Genomic DNA, 17460 nt, shown 5'->3' on the forward strand with positions numbered 1-17460 from the left:
GAGTAGGGTACCCGCGACGTTGCCATTGCTTAGGCGCCGAGGATGTCACAACCGCTGTCGGATACAGAACTTGCGGAACCGCTGAGGTTGGGCACACCGCTGTTAGTTCGGTGGGTCGGCGAAAACTGCGTCTCACGATGTGGCCGAGGTACGCTGTGCAACATGGCATGAACAGTTTAACTCGTCGGCGCGATCCCAGTGCGTTATAGTGAATCTTTCCAACTCTATATGGGGCATTTGGTAAGAATCCCAGACAATAACAAGTTGCCTGCTTAGGCAGGCTGAGGGTTTACACGGACTTCACTATGGCTCGAATCTTATTTTTGCTTGCGCTAGCGACCACGTTGGGCCTTTCTCACGCGTGCTTCGCACAGACGCCACATGATCTTCTGTGGGACGGTACTCCACAGGAGGGGCAAAGAGCGCTTGAAATAATGAAACAGGACCCCACTTGGGTTGCTCGGCGAGATTCAAGACAGAGGACACCACTTCATGTCGCAGCCCGCTTCAACCACAAAGATGTTGTGGTGTGGCTTCTTGAAAATGGCGCTGATGTTGAAGCTCAAGCTTACAACAGATTCACGCCACTGCATGTGACCAAGAATCCCGAGATCGTCGAACTAATCCTGGGGAAGAAGCCAAACTTGCAACTTGAATCGGTTTCAGGCACGGTACTGCAAAGTGCGATTGATGACCTTAGGCATTGCATTGAGATTGCAGAACGATCGCCCACAATGAGACAGCAAACCGCCGATCTGCGGAAGATCGTCGACATGTATGTTGACCACCTTGGTGACGACATCGACCTGATTTCGGCGGTGAGGCTCGGTCAATTGCACACGGTCAAGAACCTTGTCGGCCGAAATCCAAGTGCTGCACATGGCCAAGAACACGGTCCGAATCCACTTCGAGAGGCCGCAAATTGGGGACACCTTGATATATGCAAATTCCTAATCGAAGAACATCAAGTCGACGTCGACGACTTTGAAGGTGGAACAGGTTATCCGATTATTAAAACGGCTTTGAAGTATCCAGATATAGTCAAATATCTCATCGAACAAGGAGCAAATTTGGAGACCCGCATTACCTGGAGAGGGGGAAGGACTGGTGTTTGGATTATCGGCGACGATGCAACGGCTCTTCACTTTGCCGCCCGCGATGGCGTGCCAGAGACGATCACAATTCTCTTAGATGCAGGCGTTGACGTATTTGCTACTGCACACGATCCGCTAGACGAAGAAGTCAATCAATCCGCGTTGGACGTCGCAGCGTACTTCGGAAAAACGGACAACGCCATGGCCATTCTCCATCATTCTCAGTTCAACGATGCTCGGGGAAAACTCCGCCAAGAAGTGTTGGATCGATCTTTGGCGATTGCTTCGTATCCCAGTTGGTTGGCCTTTGAGGCTCAGGACCGTTCTGAATTGATCGACGCTTTGATAACGCATGGCGCGAACGCAAGAACTACTGGCGACAAACGCTCGCCCATACAGATTGCCGTCAGCGGCATTCACCCAGAGGACAATGCGAAAAACGAAAGTATCAAGAAAATGGTCTCCGTATTACGAAAGCATGGAGCCGAACTGGATGTGTTCTCTGCAGTAGCAATCGGAGATTCCGATGCACTCGCGAAACTGCTTGAAAAGGATCCGAAGGTCTCAATCTCCTATTCGATTGAGGGCTATCCGGCAATGCATATGGCAATCCAAATGAATTATCCCAAGGCGGTGAAGATGTTGTTGGATGCCGGGTGCGACGTTGAGATCAAGAGCAAGAGCGAATCACACGGCTGGGATGAAGAAACTCCACTCTTGTGCGCCGCGTTTTGGGGGCACGATGAAATCGCGAAGATGCTCGTCAGGGCAGGGGCGAATGTCAACGCGAAGACTGAATCAGGTGTGACACCACTTCACGAGGCAGTCAGACTGGGCCATGTCGCAGTTGCAAAGCTCCTGCTGGAAAACGGAGCAAATCAAGAAGCGAAAGACCAAAAAGGAAAGATACCGTTAGAGTGGGCAAGCAACCAAGCTAGTGCCGAAGAATTCACCGCATTGTTCTCCAAGTTTGAAGAGTTTCCAACGGAGTAGCCAATAGGCGCGAAAGCAATGCGATCAGCTGCTGCCTTGGAGCCAGACTGCGGTTGGCTTGAGATTCAATGCTCGCGACCTGCATATCCCGGCGGTTGGTTGCCTCGGCGTGAAACGTCTACGCGTGTTTCGAGGTACCTACTCAAGCCACTGAGGTTGCCACAACCTCTATCAGTTACGGAACTTCCTATCTGCAGTCGTTGCAGCTCACCCCGGTGAGATAGCCTTCCCCAAAAATCGCACCAACAAACAGTCCAAAGCCTGTTTCAGAATCCCACCGCGGCCCGTTGCGGTCTCGGTCGCACTCCGGCTAGTGGAGAATCGGTTTCTCGACCGCTAGTTTGTGCTACTTAAACTTTCCAGGGTGGTGCTTGGCTCGCCATTTCTGCCACAAAACATGGCGCCGGCGCTTACCCTGGGCTTTCGAATTTCGCTCCTTCGGAGCTGGGCTTGGTCGACACGCCTCCTGCAAAGAATCCGTGTCCATCAGTGTTCATCCGTGGCTCAGTTGGTGATCGCCAGTCCTCAGATTATTAGCGTCAATCCGTGTTCCTCACTCTTTCTCTGTGCTTCTCCGTGCCCTCTGTGGTGCCTTTTTCTCGGCGACCGGCCGCGGCCTGTTGTGGTCTTGGCTTCCTGCGTTATTGCTTCCCCACGCCGGTGCGGAGCAGGGCCTTCAGTTCGTCCAGGTGGTTGATGTAGACGTCGCGGGGTTGGGTGTCGTGCTCATGACAGATCGAGGCTGCCATGCCGACCACTTCGCCCATCATGCCGCAGGTCCGCATTACCCGCACGGCGCCCAGGGCTTCGTGGTTGACGCTGATGTCGCGGCCCACCATGAACAGGTTGTCGATGTTGCGGCTGTACAAGCAGCGGTACGGCGCCCAGTAAGGACCGTCGTACTCGCCATAGGCGGCCTTCGAGATAAACGGGTCCTCATGCTTGTCGTATTTCGGATCGGCCAGGTGCAGGTCGAGCTTCCAGGTGCAGGGGAAGGCCGCGTCTTCGAACGGCGTGCCGTTGCGGAAGTCTTCGCCCGAGAGCACCACGTCGCCCAGCAGCCGCCGCGACTCCCGTTTGCCGGCGATAAAGGCGGACCACTTCAGTCGATGGTTGGGGTACTGGCCGTCGACGTTTTTCAGCGTGTCCCAGGCGCCGTACATCGCCCGCAGGTTCTGATCGCGGACTTGCTCCATGTCGGTGATGGGGTGCTTGTCGAAACCGCTCTCCCAGAACCAGCCGCCCAGCTTGCCCAGGTTCGGCTTGTTGTTGCCGGTCGCGCGACCGGGAAACGACTTTTCGCTCAGGTCCACCGCCCACGGACAGCGAGGAAAGGGCGCCGGCTCGTCGCTGGGGGTGAAGGCCAGCGACAGCGGGTCGTCGTCTTCGCACAAGCATTTCAGTTGATACTCGTTCTTTTCGACCGCCCCGACGTTCCACAGGTTGCTGGCGCCCAGGTGTGCGGCGGTGGTCATCTCGAAGTCGGCGCCCACCAGCGCGCCCAGCACGCCATCGCCTGTGGCGTCGACAAACCAGCGACCGCGAATCTGTTGGCGACGGCCGGAGCGCACGTCCTGGGCCACCACCGCATCGACCACCCCATCGGTGGCCGTGGCGGCGTTGACGCGATTCATGAGTAACAGCTTCAGGTTCGGTTCGGCCTTGGCCAGGTCGAGCTTCCGCTGGTCGTCGTATACCTGGGCGTCCTTGGCGTTGCCGTCGCCCGAGCCCTTGCTGCGGATCAGTTCCGAAACCAAGTCACCCACGTGCGGGTACGGTTCGAGGTTCGTCTTGCCTTCGGGCCATACACGAACTTCGCTGCTGGCGTTGCCACCGAGGACGGGGCGATCTTGAATCAAAGCCACCGACAGGCCCAGCCGCGCGGCGGATATCGCCGCGCAGGTGCCGGCGACGCCGCCACCCACCACCACCAGATCGTACTCGCCGCCATCGGCCGGCTCGTGGTCCCAGCCCAACAGTCGGCTACGCAGCACGGCCAGCGATCTACCGCCGTCCGGTGGAGTGAATTGCAGATCGCGGCTCAGCAGGATCGCGTCGCAGCGACCCTCGAAGCCGGTCAGGTCGTGCAGGGTGAGCGTGGTCTTTGCGCCGAGCTCGACAATGCCGCCGTCCTGCCAGTGCCACTCAGCGCCCTCGGTGCCGAACACCGTCTCGAGCGGCTTGCCATCCACCAGCAATTGAAACTTGCCGGGCGCACCTTCGACGTTCCATGGCGCCACCCAGTCGCGGGTCCGCACCCACACGCGATACCGACCGGCCGCGGGCAGCTCGACGGTGCTATGGGCGTCCAGTACCGGCTCGCCCAAGCCGTGCGCCAGCAGATAGGGTGACCCCATCAGGTCCATGAACTGCTGATCGATCACCCAGCCGCCCGTCTCGTCGAACGACTCGGGCTCAATTAGTACCAGATCGTTGGCCCGGCTACCGCTGACCAGACAGAACCCTACGAGCAGGAGCGCCCACTGAATACGCATCGACATTTCTTCCGCCTTTGGGAGACTGGCTTCGTGGTCCGCAGAGCGGGCGATTGCCCGCTACCAACAGTGGCCCACATTTTAACCGAATCGCGCGCCGGGTGCGCGATCGGCCGCCAGTCCAGCTGTTTGCTGGCGGCGGAGATGCAGAAATATTGCGGCAGTCTGGGTGTGAGTGCCGGCGGACTTGGCGTTACTCGCCTGGAGCCATCGGTGCTCCAGGCGAGTTGCCGCAAGGGCCAGCTTACCGGCCGCCAGCCACCTGCTTCAGCGCCACCTCGATGGCCGCCGGGCTCGGCCGCAGCTTCATGAAGCTGTTGGCGCCCATCATCTTCAAGTCGGGGTAGTGCACGGCCATGCGAAACCTCATGTGGAGGGCGACCACTTTGTTGCCATCGACGAGAATCTCGTAGGGCAGATAGGCGGTCCCCTTTCTGGTTTTGAAGTCGACGGTGCTCATGATGAACTGATCGTCCATGTATTGCTCGTTGCTCGTCGGCGCCTTGCGAGCGACTCCAAAGACCGTTGTCTGGTTGTTCAGGTCGAGGCGATACACCCCGGACATGCCGGCGACCTGCGTGTTGAGATTGTTTTGCACGGCGGCAACTGCCTCCGCGTGGCTGGAATACTCCGCCAGCTGGTAAACGTCATCGAACTGCTCCATACCCATCATGTAGCGATAGCTAGCCAGTGCATCTTTCGACTTCCCGTCCTGCGAACCAAAGCTCTCATGGGCGCCCAGGTAAGTGCGCAGACTCGCCGTGACCTGCGCCAGGTCCGATTTCAGGCGGTAGGCGTGGGCGATGTACTCCGGGTTGGCGTACGCCACCTGGTTAAGACCGCCCGCTTGCGTGACCGCAATCCGCCAGGGTGCTGCGAACGCACCGTATTTGGTCAACTGCGCAGCCTGTTTCAGTTCGCTATTTGTCACCACGATCACGTGAGCGTGATCGACAAACGTCTTCTCATACGGGGAGTACTCCCCGAGAATCTCAAAACCTGCTCGCTCGAGCCGCAGCTTGGTGTCCTGGACGGCTGTGGCAAAATCTCCTGGGGCGGCCGAAGCCAACACAAACGGTTTGAGTCCCTCGGCCAAGAGCTCTGACGCCGTGCTGGTCATCACCGCGGTCAAAAGTAGCAGGGATAGACGTGACCTCATCATGTTCGAACCTCCTTGTCGTAGTGTGGTCGCCGCTGAAAGGGCGTGCCGCATGCGGGCACGCCGTAGCGAACAAAAACATCGATAGCCTATATATCGTTAGGTAGCGATATATGGGATAGAGATTCTTGGGATTTTCTGGGGAGTCACCGCACGCAGCGCTATGAGGCGGTTTCCCGCGGGCGCGAACGCCAGCACTGCTTCACCGCGATAGTCTCACGAAGGCCCAGAGTTCGGCAACCAGTTTGATAGCTCAACCAGTCACATGGCCTCTGCACAACATTTGGCAAGCAGCCCGCGGCTACGGCATCGGCCAGCCTTTGTGGATGCCTTCCTGGGCAATCGCGCGCGCTTGTTTCTCCGTGACGCCGTGCCGGCTGGCGACGACCACGTAGGAGAGGTCGGGGTCCATGTCCGTGTCCTGTGCTTTGACCAGATCCCAGAAGATTTGTTGTTTCTTCGAAGTAGATAGACTCGTTGTTTTCACACCGTAGCTGGAGCGAGTTCCTAGCGCATTGCCGGCGGTGATGTTGAGACGCTTGCCGCCGGTGGCTGCCGACATCGTCGACCATTCTCCCCAAATGGCTTTGCCCGCGGTGAAATGACCATGGTGGTCGCTGTCGGGCAGGTAGAACAAAAACTCCACCGCGTGGGCGGAGGTGTACTGCGTGTTGCTGGCCAGGATCTCGCGGCAGATGCTGTCGATCTGGCTCTTGCTCAGCGAGCCTTGGACGCGAATTCTCAGCTGATAACGTCGCTTGCCCGGCAGGCTGAACTCCTCACGCTCCAGGACGCGATAGGTGGGAGGGCTGGAGCGACTACCAGTGCCGAAGGTCGACATGAGGGTCGTGGCACGTTGCTCGGCCGCCAACTCGGCTTCAATTTCGGCGAGGTCCTCGGCCGTCGGCTTCCAGAACACCCAACCGTTTTGCGGCTCTTCCTCTTCGGACTTGGCTACTTCCTCCGATTCGTTGTCATCGCTGCCAGTCAACTTCAGCTCGTTGTCCTCCGAAGCCGGTGTCGATTCCGGCACGATCTGCTGGGCTATCGCCGAGGCGATCTTGTCCTGTAGTTGCTCTTTCAGCGAGGTTCGCTCGATAGCAAGTACCCACATTCCGTCCGGGCTGGTCGCGGTGATGGTCCGGTCGCTATTGGGGAATGTCCAAATCGAACGTTCTCCTTCCACCTTGTGAGGTGCACCAAATCGGTCGACGGTTTGTTGCATCAACGTGTCCACTCCACCCAGTTCTGCGATGCGATCGCCGAAGTGGCTGGTGATGATGGACATCAGTTGTTCGTCCAGGAACTGGAATCCGACGACGCTCTGCTTCGAGCCATGATCCTGAATCGCATAGTGGGCGACTCCGTGCTCTGCATTGTCTTCGGTGGCATCCACTGCACCGCGGTAAGCCTGCCTGAACTCGGAGTGGGTGACGTCGAAGTCAACGTCCTCGTAGCCGATAGCTGCGATGGGATCGGCCGGTGGTGGCGAGGCCATACCGCTCTCTGGAGCACAGCCGGTGCTCGACGAAAGTAGCAAGAACGGCAGAGCGAGTACGATTGCCAGTGGTGTGTAGCGGCCCATGTTTTCCCCTGAAATCGGCTGCTGTGATGATATGCGGCCGCCAGCTCGTGGCGGCGCAGGTTTTCACAAACATAACCCACAGCCGAGCAGTTGCAGGTCGACGCTATTGGTAGCGGAAGAAGAGTCGGGTTATGCGGATCGTAGGTTGCGAGAAGGCAACATGCGTGGATGTGCGGCTTGCTAGATCAGTCGCAGCATGGGGCACCAGGCGACGGCGCCGCCGTCCCATTCTTGTCGCCAAGAGGAATGACGAGACACCCAGCGCCCGGCCGCTGCTCACGTTCGCCGTAGAGCCAACACGCCGAGTAGACCGATGGCCACCAACGCGAAACCAGTCGGTTCGGGCACCGTCGCCGGCACCGCCCATGGCGGGCCAACACGAGAGCCGAAGTTGTTCTTCCACACGGTGTAGTCGCCGGCGTCGACTCCACCGGTGCCGTTGCCTGCGCTGTTGATGGCCAGCTCGCTTGCCGCGCCCAGGTTGTTGCGCCACACGGTGTAGTCGGCCAGGTTCACTTGGCCGTCGTCATTGAAATCGCCGGGCAGTCCGCCCGCCGACAGCAGCGTGACTTCTCCCGTGGTATAGAGCTGTGAAGTATCCCAGGTGGTGTTGGGCTCCATTGCAATCTGGTCGAATGCACCGGTGGGCGAAACGCCGGCCCAGTCGAACAGCTGGAACGTGGTGCCTGCGAGCGATTCGGTGTCGACTTCGTCGTCCAGCAACAACTCGAGCGTTCCCCCCAGGGAGACCGGCACGCCTGCATCGAACGACAGCGTCGAGCCCCATTGGTCGTCTTCGAACACGGTGCGGAGTGTGCCGAGCGGGTCGATCGACATTCCATCTTCCACGACGATCGCAATCGGCGTTTCGTGGTGGTAGTCCCATAACCGCATGGTCTCGCCCGCGGCAATGTCGAGTCCCGCGACGTGGCCATCGAGGCGGATGAGGTTTTGCGTGGTGGACGAGGCCGTATTGAGGAACCTGGCCCCACGGGCGTCGGCGCCATTCAAGTTGGTGCCCGTCAGCGTGGCATCCTGGAACGAGACGTTGGTCAGATTGCTGCCAGAGAAGTTGGCGTTAGTTAGCGTAGCGTCGTAGAACACCGCGTCGGTAAAGTCTTGCGCAGAAAGATCCCACCCGGATAGGTCATCTTGGCCCAGTCGGACTCCGCTGAGGTCGCCCTGCTGGTAGCTGGCGGTCGAGTAAAGCTGCGAGGCGGTGATGCCATTGCCGGCATTCGAGTAGAGACTCGCACCCCGAATGATGGCACCAGTCAGGTTGGCACCCGTTAGCGTGGCGCTAGTGAGGTTCGCCCCGCTCAAGTCTTGGCCGGAGAGATCCCAGTCGGACAGATCCTCGTAGGTAAAGTTGATTTCGGTGAGGTCCCGCGCCTGGTAACTGGCAGTGGAGTAGAGTTGCGCCGCGCTGAGGCCCGGTTGGGTCTCCGAGGCGAAGTTCACGCCCCGAACGATGGCGCCAGTCAGGTTGGCGCCGGTGAGCGTGGAGCGATAGAAGTGCGCGTCGGTGAGGTCCTGCCCGGAGAAGTCCCACCCCGACAGGTTGTTGTAGCTGAGTTCAATACTGGTGAGGTCGCCTGCCTGGTAACTGGTGGTGGAGTAGAGCTGTGCCGAGACGAAACCGTTTTGAGTGACCGCGTGCAGACGCGCGCCGGCAACCACCGCGCCCGTCATCGTCGCGCCCGCGAGCTTGGCACTGACAAAGTTCGCGTCTTCGAGTTGGGCTCCCGTCAGGTCGGCATCCTCCAACGTGGCGAAACCAAAGTTGGCGCCGTTCAGATTGGCGCCGATCAGATACGCCTTGGTAAGGTTGTCGTTGGCCGCATTCAGGCCAGGACCCGCCGATAGCCCCGCGCCGTCGGGGCAAAGGACGTTCGATGGCTGCTTTCCTTGGGAAGGGTCCAGTGGATCGACCCACTCCCACTGGTAGATGTCACCTCGCACCAGGGATGTCGTGCAAGTGACGATGATGAGCGTGGAAAACGTGCGGACCAGCAGTTGGTAATGGATGGCCCGAAGATGCTTCACGAAAAGACGCTGGAACACATGGACCTCGCGTATTCTGGGGAGCAAAGACTAGGGTGCCGACACTTCAAACCGATATGCGGAGGTGCAGAAACACCCGCCCAGTATAGCCGTTCTCGCTTGGCCAGTGAAGGAATTCGGTGTCGCACGCGAAAAGCATGACGTGCAGGGCAGGTATCGAGTCCCGATGCCGGCGCTTCGCGGGTTTTTGCTGCTTTCCCTCGTTCGTGATAGCAATCTTACACCGAGTGCGGGAAAATACCGGGGGACGAATCGGGGGAGCTGCGCGGCGTCCGAGCGCTTGTGAGGAGGGCTGCGGGATGAGGGTGCGGGCTTAGCGCGGCGGTTGGCTCACGCTCGTCGAAGAGTCAACACGCAGATCAAGCCGAGTGCCAGCATTCCGCACGACATCGGCTCGGGCACGGCTGCTGGCGAGGATAGGGGGCCACCGGTGGAACCAAAGTTGCTCTTCCACACCGCGTAGTCGCTGGCATTAACGCCAGGCTGCCCATCGCCGGCGTTGTTGATGGCCGAGTCACTCGCCGCGCCCAGGTTGTTGCGCCACACAGTGTAGTCGGCCAAGTTCACGATGCCGTCGCCGTTGAAGTCGCCTGCGAGCACCGCAGCCGACAGCAGCGTGACTTCGCCAGTGGTGTAAAGCTGCGAGGTATCCCAGGTGGTGTCGGGTTCAAACACAAACTGGTCGAACGCGCCGGTTGGCGACACGCCGGACCAGTCGAACAGCTCGAACGTGGTGCCGACAAGCGTTCCGTGGGCCACGTCGTCGCCCAACAGCAACTCGAGCGTTCCGCCTAAGGAGACCGGCACGCCTGAATCGAACGAGAGCGTCGAGCCCCATTGGTCGTCCTCCAGCACGACGCGCAGCGTGCCGAGCGCGTCGATCGACATTCCTTGCTCAACAACGATCGCAATCGGCGTCTCGAGGTTGTAGTCCCATAGCCTCATTGTTTCGGCCGCAGAGATGTCGAGTCCCTCCACGTGGCCATCGGGGTGGATGAGGTTTTGACTGGCGGAAAAGCTCGTCTGAAGCAATTGTGAGCCCCGGGTGTCGGCACCAGTCAAGTTGCAGTCGATCGGCGTGTTGTTGTAGAAGTACGCACCGGTCAGGTTCGCGCCAGACAGATCGGTACCGTGAATATAGCTCGCCCGGAGGTTGGCTTCGCTAAGATTTTGGTTGGAGAGGTTCCACCCGGTGAGGTCGTTATAGCTAAGATCGACTGTTGCGAGGTCGTCCGATTGGTAGCTCGCCGTCGAGTAGAGCTGAACGGCCGTGAAGCCGGCGTCGGTTGTCGATCTTAAATTTGCGCCGCGAATCACTGCGCCAGTGAGGTCGGCGCCTGTCAGAATCGTGTCTCGGAGGTTTGCGCCGGTGAGATTCTGTCCGGAGAGGTCCCATCTGGCGAGGTTGTTGTAGCTAAGGTCGATTCCGGCAAGGTTACCCACCTGGTGGCTGGCGGTTGAGTAGAGCTGCTGTGCGGTGAAGCCGTAGGAGGTGCTCTCTTTAAAGAATGCACCGTGAATCACAGCACCAGTAAAGTTAGCGCCGGCGAGCGTAGCGTGTTCGAAGTTTGCGTCGGCGAGATCTTGAGCCGAGAAGTCCCATTCGGTGAGATCGTTATCGCCAAGGAAGATTCCAGTGAGGTTTCCCTGCTGGTAGCTGGCGGTCGAGTAGAGTTGCGCGGCGGTGAACCCGAAGTCGGTCGTTGAAAGAAACCGCGTGCCCTCAATAACGGCTCCAGTTAGGTTGGTGCCTGTCAGTGTGGCACTCGAGAAGTTTGCGTCGGTGAGATCTTGTGAGGTAAAGTCCCACCCGTTCAGCTCCATGTAGCTAAGGTCGATTCCGGCGAGATCCCTTGTTTGGTAGCTGGCAGTTGAGTAGAGCTGAACTGCGGCCAAGACGGCAGGAGACATACCTCCAAAGGTGGCGCCCTTAACAACCGCATCAGACAGGTCGGCACCCGTTAGCGTGGCGCGGGAGAAAACGGCATCGGTAAGGTTGATCTCGGAGAAGTCCCACCCGGAGAGGTTGTTGGAGCCCAGCTTGATTCCGGCGAGATTATGCTGCTGGTAACTTGCGGTCGAATAGAGCTGCGCCGCGGTGAAGCCGGAGTGGGTCGTGAAGTTAAAGCTCGTGCCTTGAACGGTTGCCCCAGACAGGTTGGCGTCGATCAGTGTGGCGTCGGTGAAGCTCGCCCCCGTGAGGTTTTGATTGGTGAAGTCCCACCCTGAGAGGTCGTTGGAGCCAAGCCTTACATAAGTGAGATCGCCTGTCTGGTAGCTGGCGGTCGAGTAGAGCTGTTCTGCAGTGAAGCCGAAGTCGGTTGAGCGGGAGAGGTGAGTTTCCTGGATGATCGCGCCGGTCAGGTTGGCGCCCGAGAGTGTGGAGCCATAGAAGTTCGTATCGGTGAGGTTTCTCCCAGCGAAGTCCCACCCGGAAAGGTCATTGTACCTCATGTCGATTCCGACGAGATCGCCCGCCTGATAGCTGGCGGTCGAGTAGAGTTGCGCTGCGGTGAAGCCGGAGTCGGTGGTCGAGTCAAGTTTCGTATGTCGAAGAATGGCATCCGTGAAGTTCACGCCTGAAAGCGTGGTGTCATCCAAGTTGGTGCGGGTCAGGTCGGCGCCGGACAGGTTGGCGCCTGTGAGTATGGCATCAGCGACCCATGCGCCGAACAGGGTGACCCCAGACAGGTTGGCGTTGGTCAAGTTGGTGTTGTTGAATGACACCTGCGTGAGATCGGCGCCAGAAAAGTCGGCGCCCGCTACCGTGGCGTAGGAGAAGAAGGCGCAGGTCAGGTTCTGTGTGGAGAAATCCCAGCCAGACAGGTCGTTGAAACTAAGGCTGATGCGAGCGAGCTTGCCTGTCTGGTAGCTGGCGGTCGAGTAGAGTTGCTCTGCGGTGAAGCCGGAATAAGTTGTCTCTCTGAAGGAGGCGTCCTGAATCACCGCACCAGCAAAGTTGGTGCCGGTGAGGGTCGCGTATTCGAAGTTGGCGCCGGTGAGATCTTGTGAGGAGAAGTCCCACCCGGTGAGATCGTTGCTGTCCAAGTGGATGCGGGCGAGGTTGCCCGCTTGGTAGCTGGCAGTGGAGTAGAGTTGTGTCGCGGTGAAGCCGGAGTCGGTCGTGGAGTAGAATTGCGCGCCCCCGACCACGGCACCAGTCAGGTCGGCGTCTTTCAGCGTCGTGGCACTTAACCTCGCGTTCGTTAGATCAGCGCCGATCAGATACGCCTTGGTAAGGTTGTCGTTGGCCGCGTTCAGGCCAGGACCCGCCGATAGCCCCGCACCGTCGGGGCAAAGGACATTCGATGGCTGCTTTCCTTGTGAAGGGTCCAGTGGATCGACCCACTCCCACTGGTAGATGTCACCTCGCACCAGGGATGTCGTGCAAGTGACGATGACGAGCATGAAAAACGTGCGGACCAGCAGTTGGTAATGGATGGCCCGAAGATGCTTCACGAAAAGACGCTGGAACACATGGACCTCGCGTATTCTGGGGAGCAAAGACTAGGGTGCCGACACTTCAAACCGATATGCGGAGGTGCAGAAACACCCGCCCAGTATAGCCGTTCTCGCTTGGCCAGTGAAGGAATTCGGAGTCGCAGGCGAAAAGCATGACGTGCAGGGCAGGTATGGAGTCCCTACGCCGGCACTTCGCGTTTTTTGCTGCTTTCCCCCGTTCGTTGTAGCAATCTTACACAACCTGCGGGAAAATATGGGGTGAGGCATTGTGAACCCGCGCGGCGTCCGAACTCTTGCGAGTCCGGCTACGGAGGAGGTGTGCGCTCGTTCGGCAGAGCCAGCGGCCACGATGGGAGTTTTGGTCCAACCGACTATTGGGCCAACTCGGCGAACATGCGGGGAACAACGCGGAGGGTTTTGGGCCCATGCTGTTGAGACGGACTCAGTAAAACACGAGGTTTTCGAAAGCCAGTGGGGACAAAACGGTGGGAGTTTTGGGCCCATGAATGTACTTGGCCCAGAGTTGTACCAAAAAGCGTTGCTGCAACCTGAACCGCTGAACCTTGGTGCGCTAGCTTGGTCGGGTTCAGCCCGGAGTGTGGTCGATGGGTGGCTGGGGGCTCGCGGAGCTCGACCCCAGCCACCTTCCCAGGATGAAATTGCGAGTGACAAAAAAACTCCCCCGAGCGCGAACGTTCGGGGGAGCGGAGGAGTTTTATGTTGTGGTTGCAGCCTCGGGTTCTGTCCGGCCCGAAATGTTAACCGGCGTGGGCTTTCGACCAGGCGTCGATGTCGTGCGGGGTGTCATCCTCGCGGTTGTAGGTGGGCAGCACCTGGTGGATCAGCACCGAGGTGTCGCACAGGTCGGCCACCGAGTCGACGATCAAATCAGGCTGGTAGGCGTAGTTGGCCAGGTCCTCGCGCTTAGTGCCACCGGACAGCACGAGCACCGTGCGGTAACCCATTTGGACGCCACCCAGGATGTCGGTCTCCATGGTGTCGCCCACCATGATGGTCTCGCTGGTGGCCATGCCGAGTTCCTTGCGCGCTTGCCGCATCATGACGGGGCTCGGCTTGCCAACGCTGAAGGCTTTAACGCCGGTGGCCTCTTCGATGAGGCTGACGATTGCGCCGCAGCCGGGGCGAGTGCCGTTCTTGGTGGGGCAGTTGGGATCGAGGTTCGTGGCGATCAGCTTCGCGCCGTCGAGCACCATCTGCACGGCCGTTTCCAGCATTTCGAACGACAGCGTGCGACCTTCGCCCACCACGACGTAGTCGGGCGACTTGTCGACCACGGCGTAGCCGTTCTTATGCAGGGCGGTCTGCAGACCACCCTCGCCAATTACGTACGCGGTGCCACCTGGCTGCTGCCGGGCCAGGTACCGCGCAGTGGCCATCGCGCACGTAAAGATGTGTTTTTCAGTAACCGGGATGCCCATTCGCTCGAGCTTGGTGGCAACGTCGCGACGGGTCCGCTGGCTGTTATTGGTCAGAAACATAAACGGGATATCGGACCGCTGCAGCGTGTCGATGAATTCCCGGGCGCCGGGAATCAGCTCGCTGGAGCGATAGATCACGCCATCCATGTCAATCAGAAAACCTTTTTGCATCGTCTCTTTTCGCGGGGGGGGAGGTAGGTGGGATAGGGAGGCAGGAGCCTCGACGGCGACTTGGTGGACGTCGGCGAGGCCGGGTTGAGGAAGGAAGCCGAACGGTTTGCAACCGTCGTGCCAATGAATGCGGATTCGCACCTATCCACACGCGAAGTGCCGTTTTCCCGAGAAGTTCTTCCAGAATTGCTACGCTTCCGCGCCTTAACAATGAAGAACCGATGAACTGCATTGACCTGGGACACGCGACGGTGCCCAATAAATGAGCAAGCGAGAAGCTAGCACCAGTCGTAAGTTGTCATTGCCATTCACGCGAACTTAATATGAGCTTCAAGACGCTTCCCACAGGGGAAGTCCAACCACCGTGCCAGCGGAGTTAGCATGATCGACATCGGGCGGATGAGTTTTTGGTGGGCCAGCGTGCTGTGCCTGGCTGCCGGGGCCAGCTACGTGGTGGCCAGCGAGCAGCCGAACATCTTGGTGATCATCTCGGAGGACAATGGTCCCGAGTTGGGCTGCTACGGCGATCCCTATGTCAGCACACCGGTGTTAGACAAGCTGGCCGACCGTGGCATTCGCTTCGAGCATGCGTACGTGCCGCAGGCGGGCTGCAGCCAGTCGCGGGCCGCGTATATGACGGGGCTCTACCCGCACCAGAACGGTCAGATCGGCCTGGCCACCTGGAAGTTTCGCATGTATCGCGAGGACACGCCGAACCTGGTCCGCAGCTTGAAGCAGGCCGGCTACCGCACCGGCATCATCGGCAAGCTGCACGTGAATCCCGAGTCGGCCTTTCCGTTCGACTTCCACGCGATTCCCAGCTCGAACTTCAGTCGCAACAACCTGGGCCGCTACGCCAAGCAGGCCGAGAAGTTCATCGCTGCCGGCGAGGCGCCGTTCTATCTGGCCGTGAACTATCCCGACGCCCATCGGCCGTTCACCCCGCGAAAGCCGAAGCTGCCGGTCACCAAGTTGACAGGGCAGGACGTCAAACCGCTGCCGTACATGGGGCTCGACTCCGACGAGCTGCGGCAGCAAACGGCCGACTACTACAATTGCATGAGTCGACTCGATTCGCTCGTTGGCGACTTGTTGGAGGTGCTCGAGCGATCGGGCAAGGCCGACAATACGCTGGTAGTCTACTTCGGCGATCACGGCGCCGACCTGCTGCGTGGCAAGCGGACCTCCTACGAAGGGGGCGTCCGCGTGCCGATGATTGCCTACTGGCCCGGTCACACCGCAGCTGGTGGGGTCCGCAACGAGCTGGTTTCGACGCTCGATCTGATGCCGACGTTTCTCGAAGTGGCTGGCGCCGAGCCGGTTGCCGGACTGGCGGGTAGCTCGCTGGTGCCGCTGCTGGGCGAGTCGCCGGCCGACTGGCGCGAGTACCTGTTTACGGAATTCCATACCCACTCCGCGCACAACTACTATCCCCAGCGGACGGTCCGCAACGAGCGGTTCAAGTTGATTCAGAGTCTGCTGGTGGGCGAAGAGAACCCCGACTACAGCTTCACATTGAGTTCGCACTTCCCCCAGGGATTCGCCGAGCGAGTGATTGAAACGGCCAGTCCGCCGATGCAAGCCGTGTACGCCCGGCAGCAGCACCCGCCCGAGTTCGAACTGTACGATTTGAGTTCCGATCCATACGAGCTTCGGAACCTGGCCGACGATCCCGAGTATGCCGAGGTGCTGGCCGAGTTGAAGGACCAACTGGCAGACTGGCGCGAACGCAGCCAGGACCCGTTGTTGGATGTGGAGAACCTGCAGCGATTGAAGAGCGAGATCGAAGCCTGTCGCGTGGAGGGAAAATTTCGCAAAGAGTTGTTGGAGCTCGATTATCCACAGTACTTCTTTGATGATGCGGCGAACGGCAAACCGTGATGCGAATTCGCCCTGCAGTGGCATCGTACTTGCACTGATGGGGGAGGGGGAAAGAACACACGTCGATTCGTTTCAATTTGGTTTACTCACTCCTGGAGAGGACACCATGCTCAATACTACCGATCGCCGTCAGTTTCTCCACACCGGAATGGTCTCGGGTGCGCTTCTGGCCATGGCCAACGAAGTGTTCGCCCAGCAGCGTGACGATGGCGCTGGTCTGCCCAAACGGCAACTGGGAAAGAATGGCCCGTTGGTCTCCGTGTTTGGACTCGGCGGACACCACATCGGCCAGTTAGGCAAGCGCGAAGGCGATCCGGCCGCCGTTAAGCTGATGCATCGCGCGCTCGACGAAGGGCTTACCTTCTTCGACAATGCCTGGGACTATCACGATGGCTACAGCGAACAGCTAATGGGCAAGGCCATTGCCGACCGCCGCGATAAGGTGTTCCTCATGACCAAGGTGTGCGACCGCGACTACGAGGGGGCCAAGCGCCAACTCGACGAGAGCCTGCAACGGCTGCAGACCGACGTGATCGACTTGTGGCAGTTCCACGAAATGGTATACGACAACGATCCTGATTGGGTGTTCGAAAAGGGCGGCATTCGCGCCGCCCGCGAGGCGGTGAAGGCCGGCAAGGTGCGGTACATCGGATTTACCGGTCACAAGGATCCCAGCATCCATCTGAAGATGCTCAACAAGCCACAGGCGTGGACCTCGTCCCAGATGCCGATAAACGTGTGTGATTACTTCTTCCGCAGCTTCCTGCACCAGGTGGCGCCGCAATGCCAGGCGCAAGGGACCGGCGTGATTGCCATGAAGACCATGGGCGGCGGGGCCGGCAACATTCCCAACAGCACCGGCGTGTCGCACCCCGACTGCCTGCGCTTCGCGCTGTCGCAACCGGTGAGCACCGCCGTGACGGGCATGACCAGCGATCGCGACCTCGACCAGGCGCTCGAGGTGGGGCGGAACTTCCAACCGCTGTCGGCCAAAGAACAAGCGGCCATGCTGGCCAAGGTCGAAGAGGTGGCCGCCGACGGTCGGCACGAGCTATTCAAAACCACCAAGAACTTCGACGGAGGGTACCACCGCAAGCAACACGGTTTTGCGACTTAA

General features: G+C 59.3%; 9 protein-coding genes. 3 read left to right on the forward strand and 6 right to left on the reverse strand.

All coding sequences use genetic code 11. The features are described 5' to 3' along the window. Nucleotides 1-305: 305 nt before the first annotated feature. The gene (locus NG895_RS22950) at nucleotides 306-2087 is read left to right on the forward strand and encodes an ankyrin repeat domain-containing protein (protein ID WP_252854880.1); all 1782 of its coding nucleotides are present in this window, start codon (nucleotides 306-308) and stop codon (nucleotides 2085-2087) included. A gap of 641 nt (nucleotides 2088-2728) precedes the next feature. Here the strand turns inward: NG895_RS22950 and NG895_RS22955 are convergent. From NG895_RS22955 to NG895_RS22980, 6 genes are all read right to left on the reverse strand, one after another. Further along, nucleotides 2729-4588 carry an FAD-dependent oxidoreductase gene (locus NG895_RS22955; RefSeq protein WP_279676594.1) on the reverse strand — a complete coding sequence of 620 codons (1860 nt, stop codon included), beginning with the start codon at nucleotides 4586-4588 and terminating at the stop codon, nucleotides 2729-2731. A gap of 238 nt (nucleotides 4589-4826) precedes the next feature. Further along, nucleotides 4827-5744 carry a DUF302 domain-containing protein gene (locus NG895_RS22960; RefSeq protein ID WP_252854881.1) on the reverse strand — a complete coding sequence of 306 codons (918 nt, stop codon included), beginning with the start codon at nucleotides 5742-5744 and terminating at the stop codon, nucleotides 4827-4829. Between the two features lie 298 nt (nucleotides 5745-6042). After that, the gene (locus NG895_RS22965) at nucleotides 6043-7326 is read right to left on the reverse strand and encodes a hypothetical protein (RefSeq protein ID WP_252854882.1); all 1284 of its coding nucleotides are present in this window, start codon (nucleotides 7324-7326) and stop codon (nucleotides 6043-6045) included. A 276-nt stretch (nucleotides 7327-7602) separates the two neighbouring features. Continuing rightward, nucleotides 7603-9372: a pentapeptide repeat-containing protein gene (locus NG895_RS22970; protein ID WP_252854883.1), complete on the reverse strand. Its 1770-nt coding sequence runs from the start codon at nucleotides 9370-9372 to the stop codon at nucleotides 7603-7605. Nucleotides 9373-9720: 348 nt separating this feature from the next. After that, a complete protein-coding gene (locus NG895_RS22975) occupies nucleotides 9721-12849 on the reverse strand; it encodes a pentapeptide repeat-containing protein (RefSeq protein WP_252854884.1) in 3129 nt (1042 codons plus the stop codon). Nucleotides 12850-13610: 761 nt separating this feature from the next. Then, nucleotides 13611-14462 carry a TIGR01457 family HAD-type hydrolase gene (locus NG895_RS22980; RefSeq protein WP_252854885.1) on the reverse strand — a complete coding sequence of 284 codons (852 nt, stop codon included), beginning with the start codon at nucleotides 14460-14462 and terminating at the stop codon, nucleotides 13611-13613. A 381-nt stretch (nucleotides 14463-14843) separates the two neighbouring features. Here NG895_RS22980 and NG895_RS22985 point away from each other — a divergent pair, with 381 nt between their 5' ends. Then, entirely contained in the window at nucleotides 14844-16343 is a 1500-nt protein-coding gene (locus NG895_RS22985) for a sulfatase family protein (RefSeq protein WP_252854886.1), read from the forward strand. 106 nt (nucleotides 16344-16449) lie between these two features. Next, nucleotides 16450-17460, forward strand: a complete 1011-nt coding sequence (locus NG895_RS22990; RefSeq protein ID WP_252854887.1) for an aldo/keto reductase — start codon at nucleotides 16450-16452, stop codon at nucleotides 17458-17460.

The sequence above is a fragment of the Aeoliella straminimaris genome, assembly GCF_024054565.1.
GTDB lineage: Bacteria > Planctomycetota > Planctomycetia > Pirellulales > Lacipirellulaceae > Aeoliella > Aeoliella straminimaris.

What these genes read in the sequence shown, in the direction of transcription:
- NG895_RS22980 (WP_252854885.1), bottom strand. Translation starts at nt 14,462, where the DNA reads ATGCAAAAAGGTTTTCTGATTGACATGGATGGCGTGATCTATCGCTCC.
- NG895_RS22965 (WP_252854882.1), bottom strand. Translation starts at nt 7,326, where the DNA reads ATGGGCCGCTACACACCACTGGCAATCGTACTCGCTCTGCCGTTCTTG.
- NG895_RS22985 (WP_252854886.1), top strand. Translation starts at nt 14,844, where the DNA reads ATGATCGACATCGGGCGGATGAGTTTTTGGTGGGCCAGCGTGCTGTGC.
- NG895_RS22955 (WP_279676594.1), bottom strand. Translation starts at nt 4,588, where the DNA reads ATGTCGATGCGTATTCAGTGGGCGCTCCTGCTCGTAGGGTTCTGTCTG.
- NG895_RS22960 (WP_252854881.1), bottom strand. Translation starts at nt 5,744, where the DNA reads ATGATGAGGTCACGTCTATCCCTGCTACTTTTGACCGCGGTGATGACC.
- NG895_RS22950 (WP_252854880.1), top strand. Translation starts at nt 306, where the DNA reads ATGGCTCGAATCTTATTTTTGCTTGCGCTAGCGACCACGTTGGGCCTT.
- NG895_RS22990 (WP_252854887.1), top strand. Translation starts at nt 16,450, where the DNA reads ATGCTCAATACTACCGATCGCCGTCAGTTTCTCCACACCGGAATGGTC.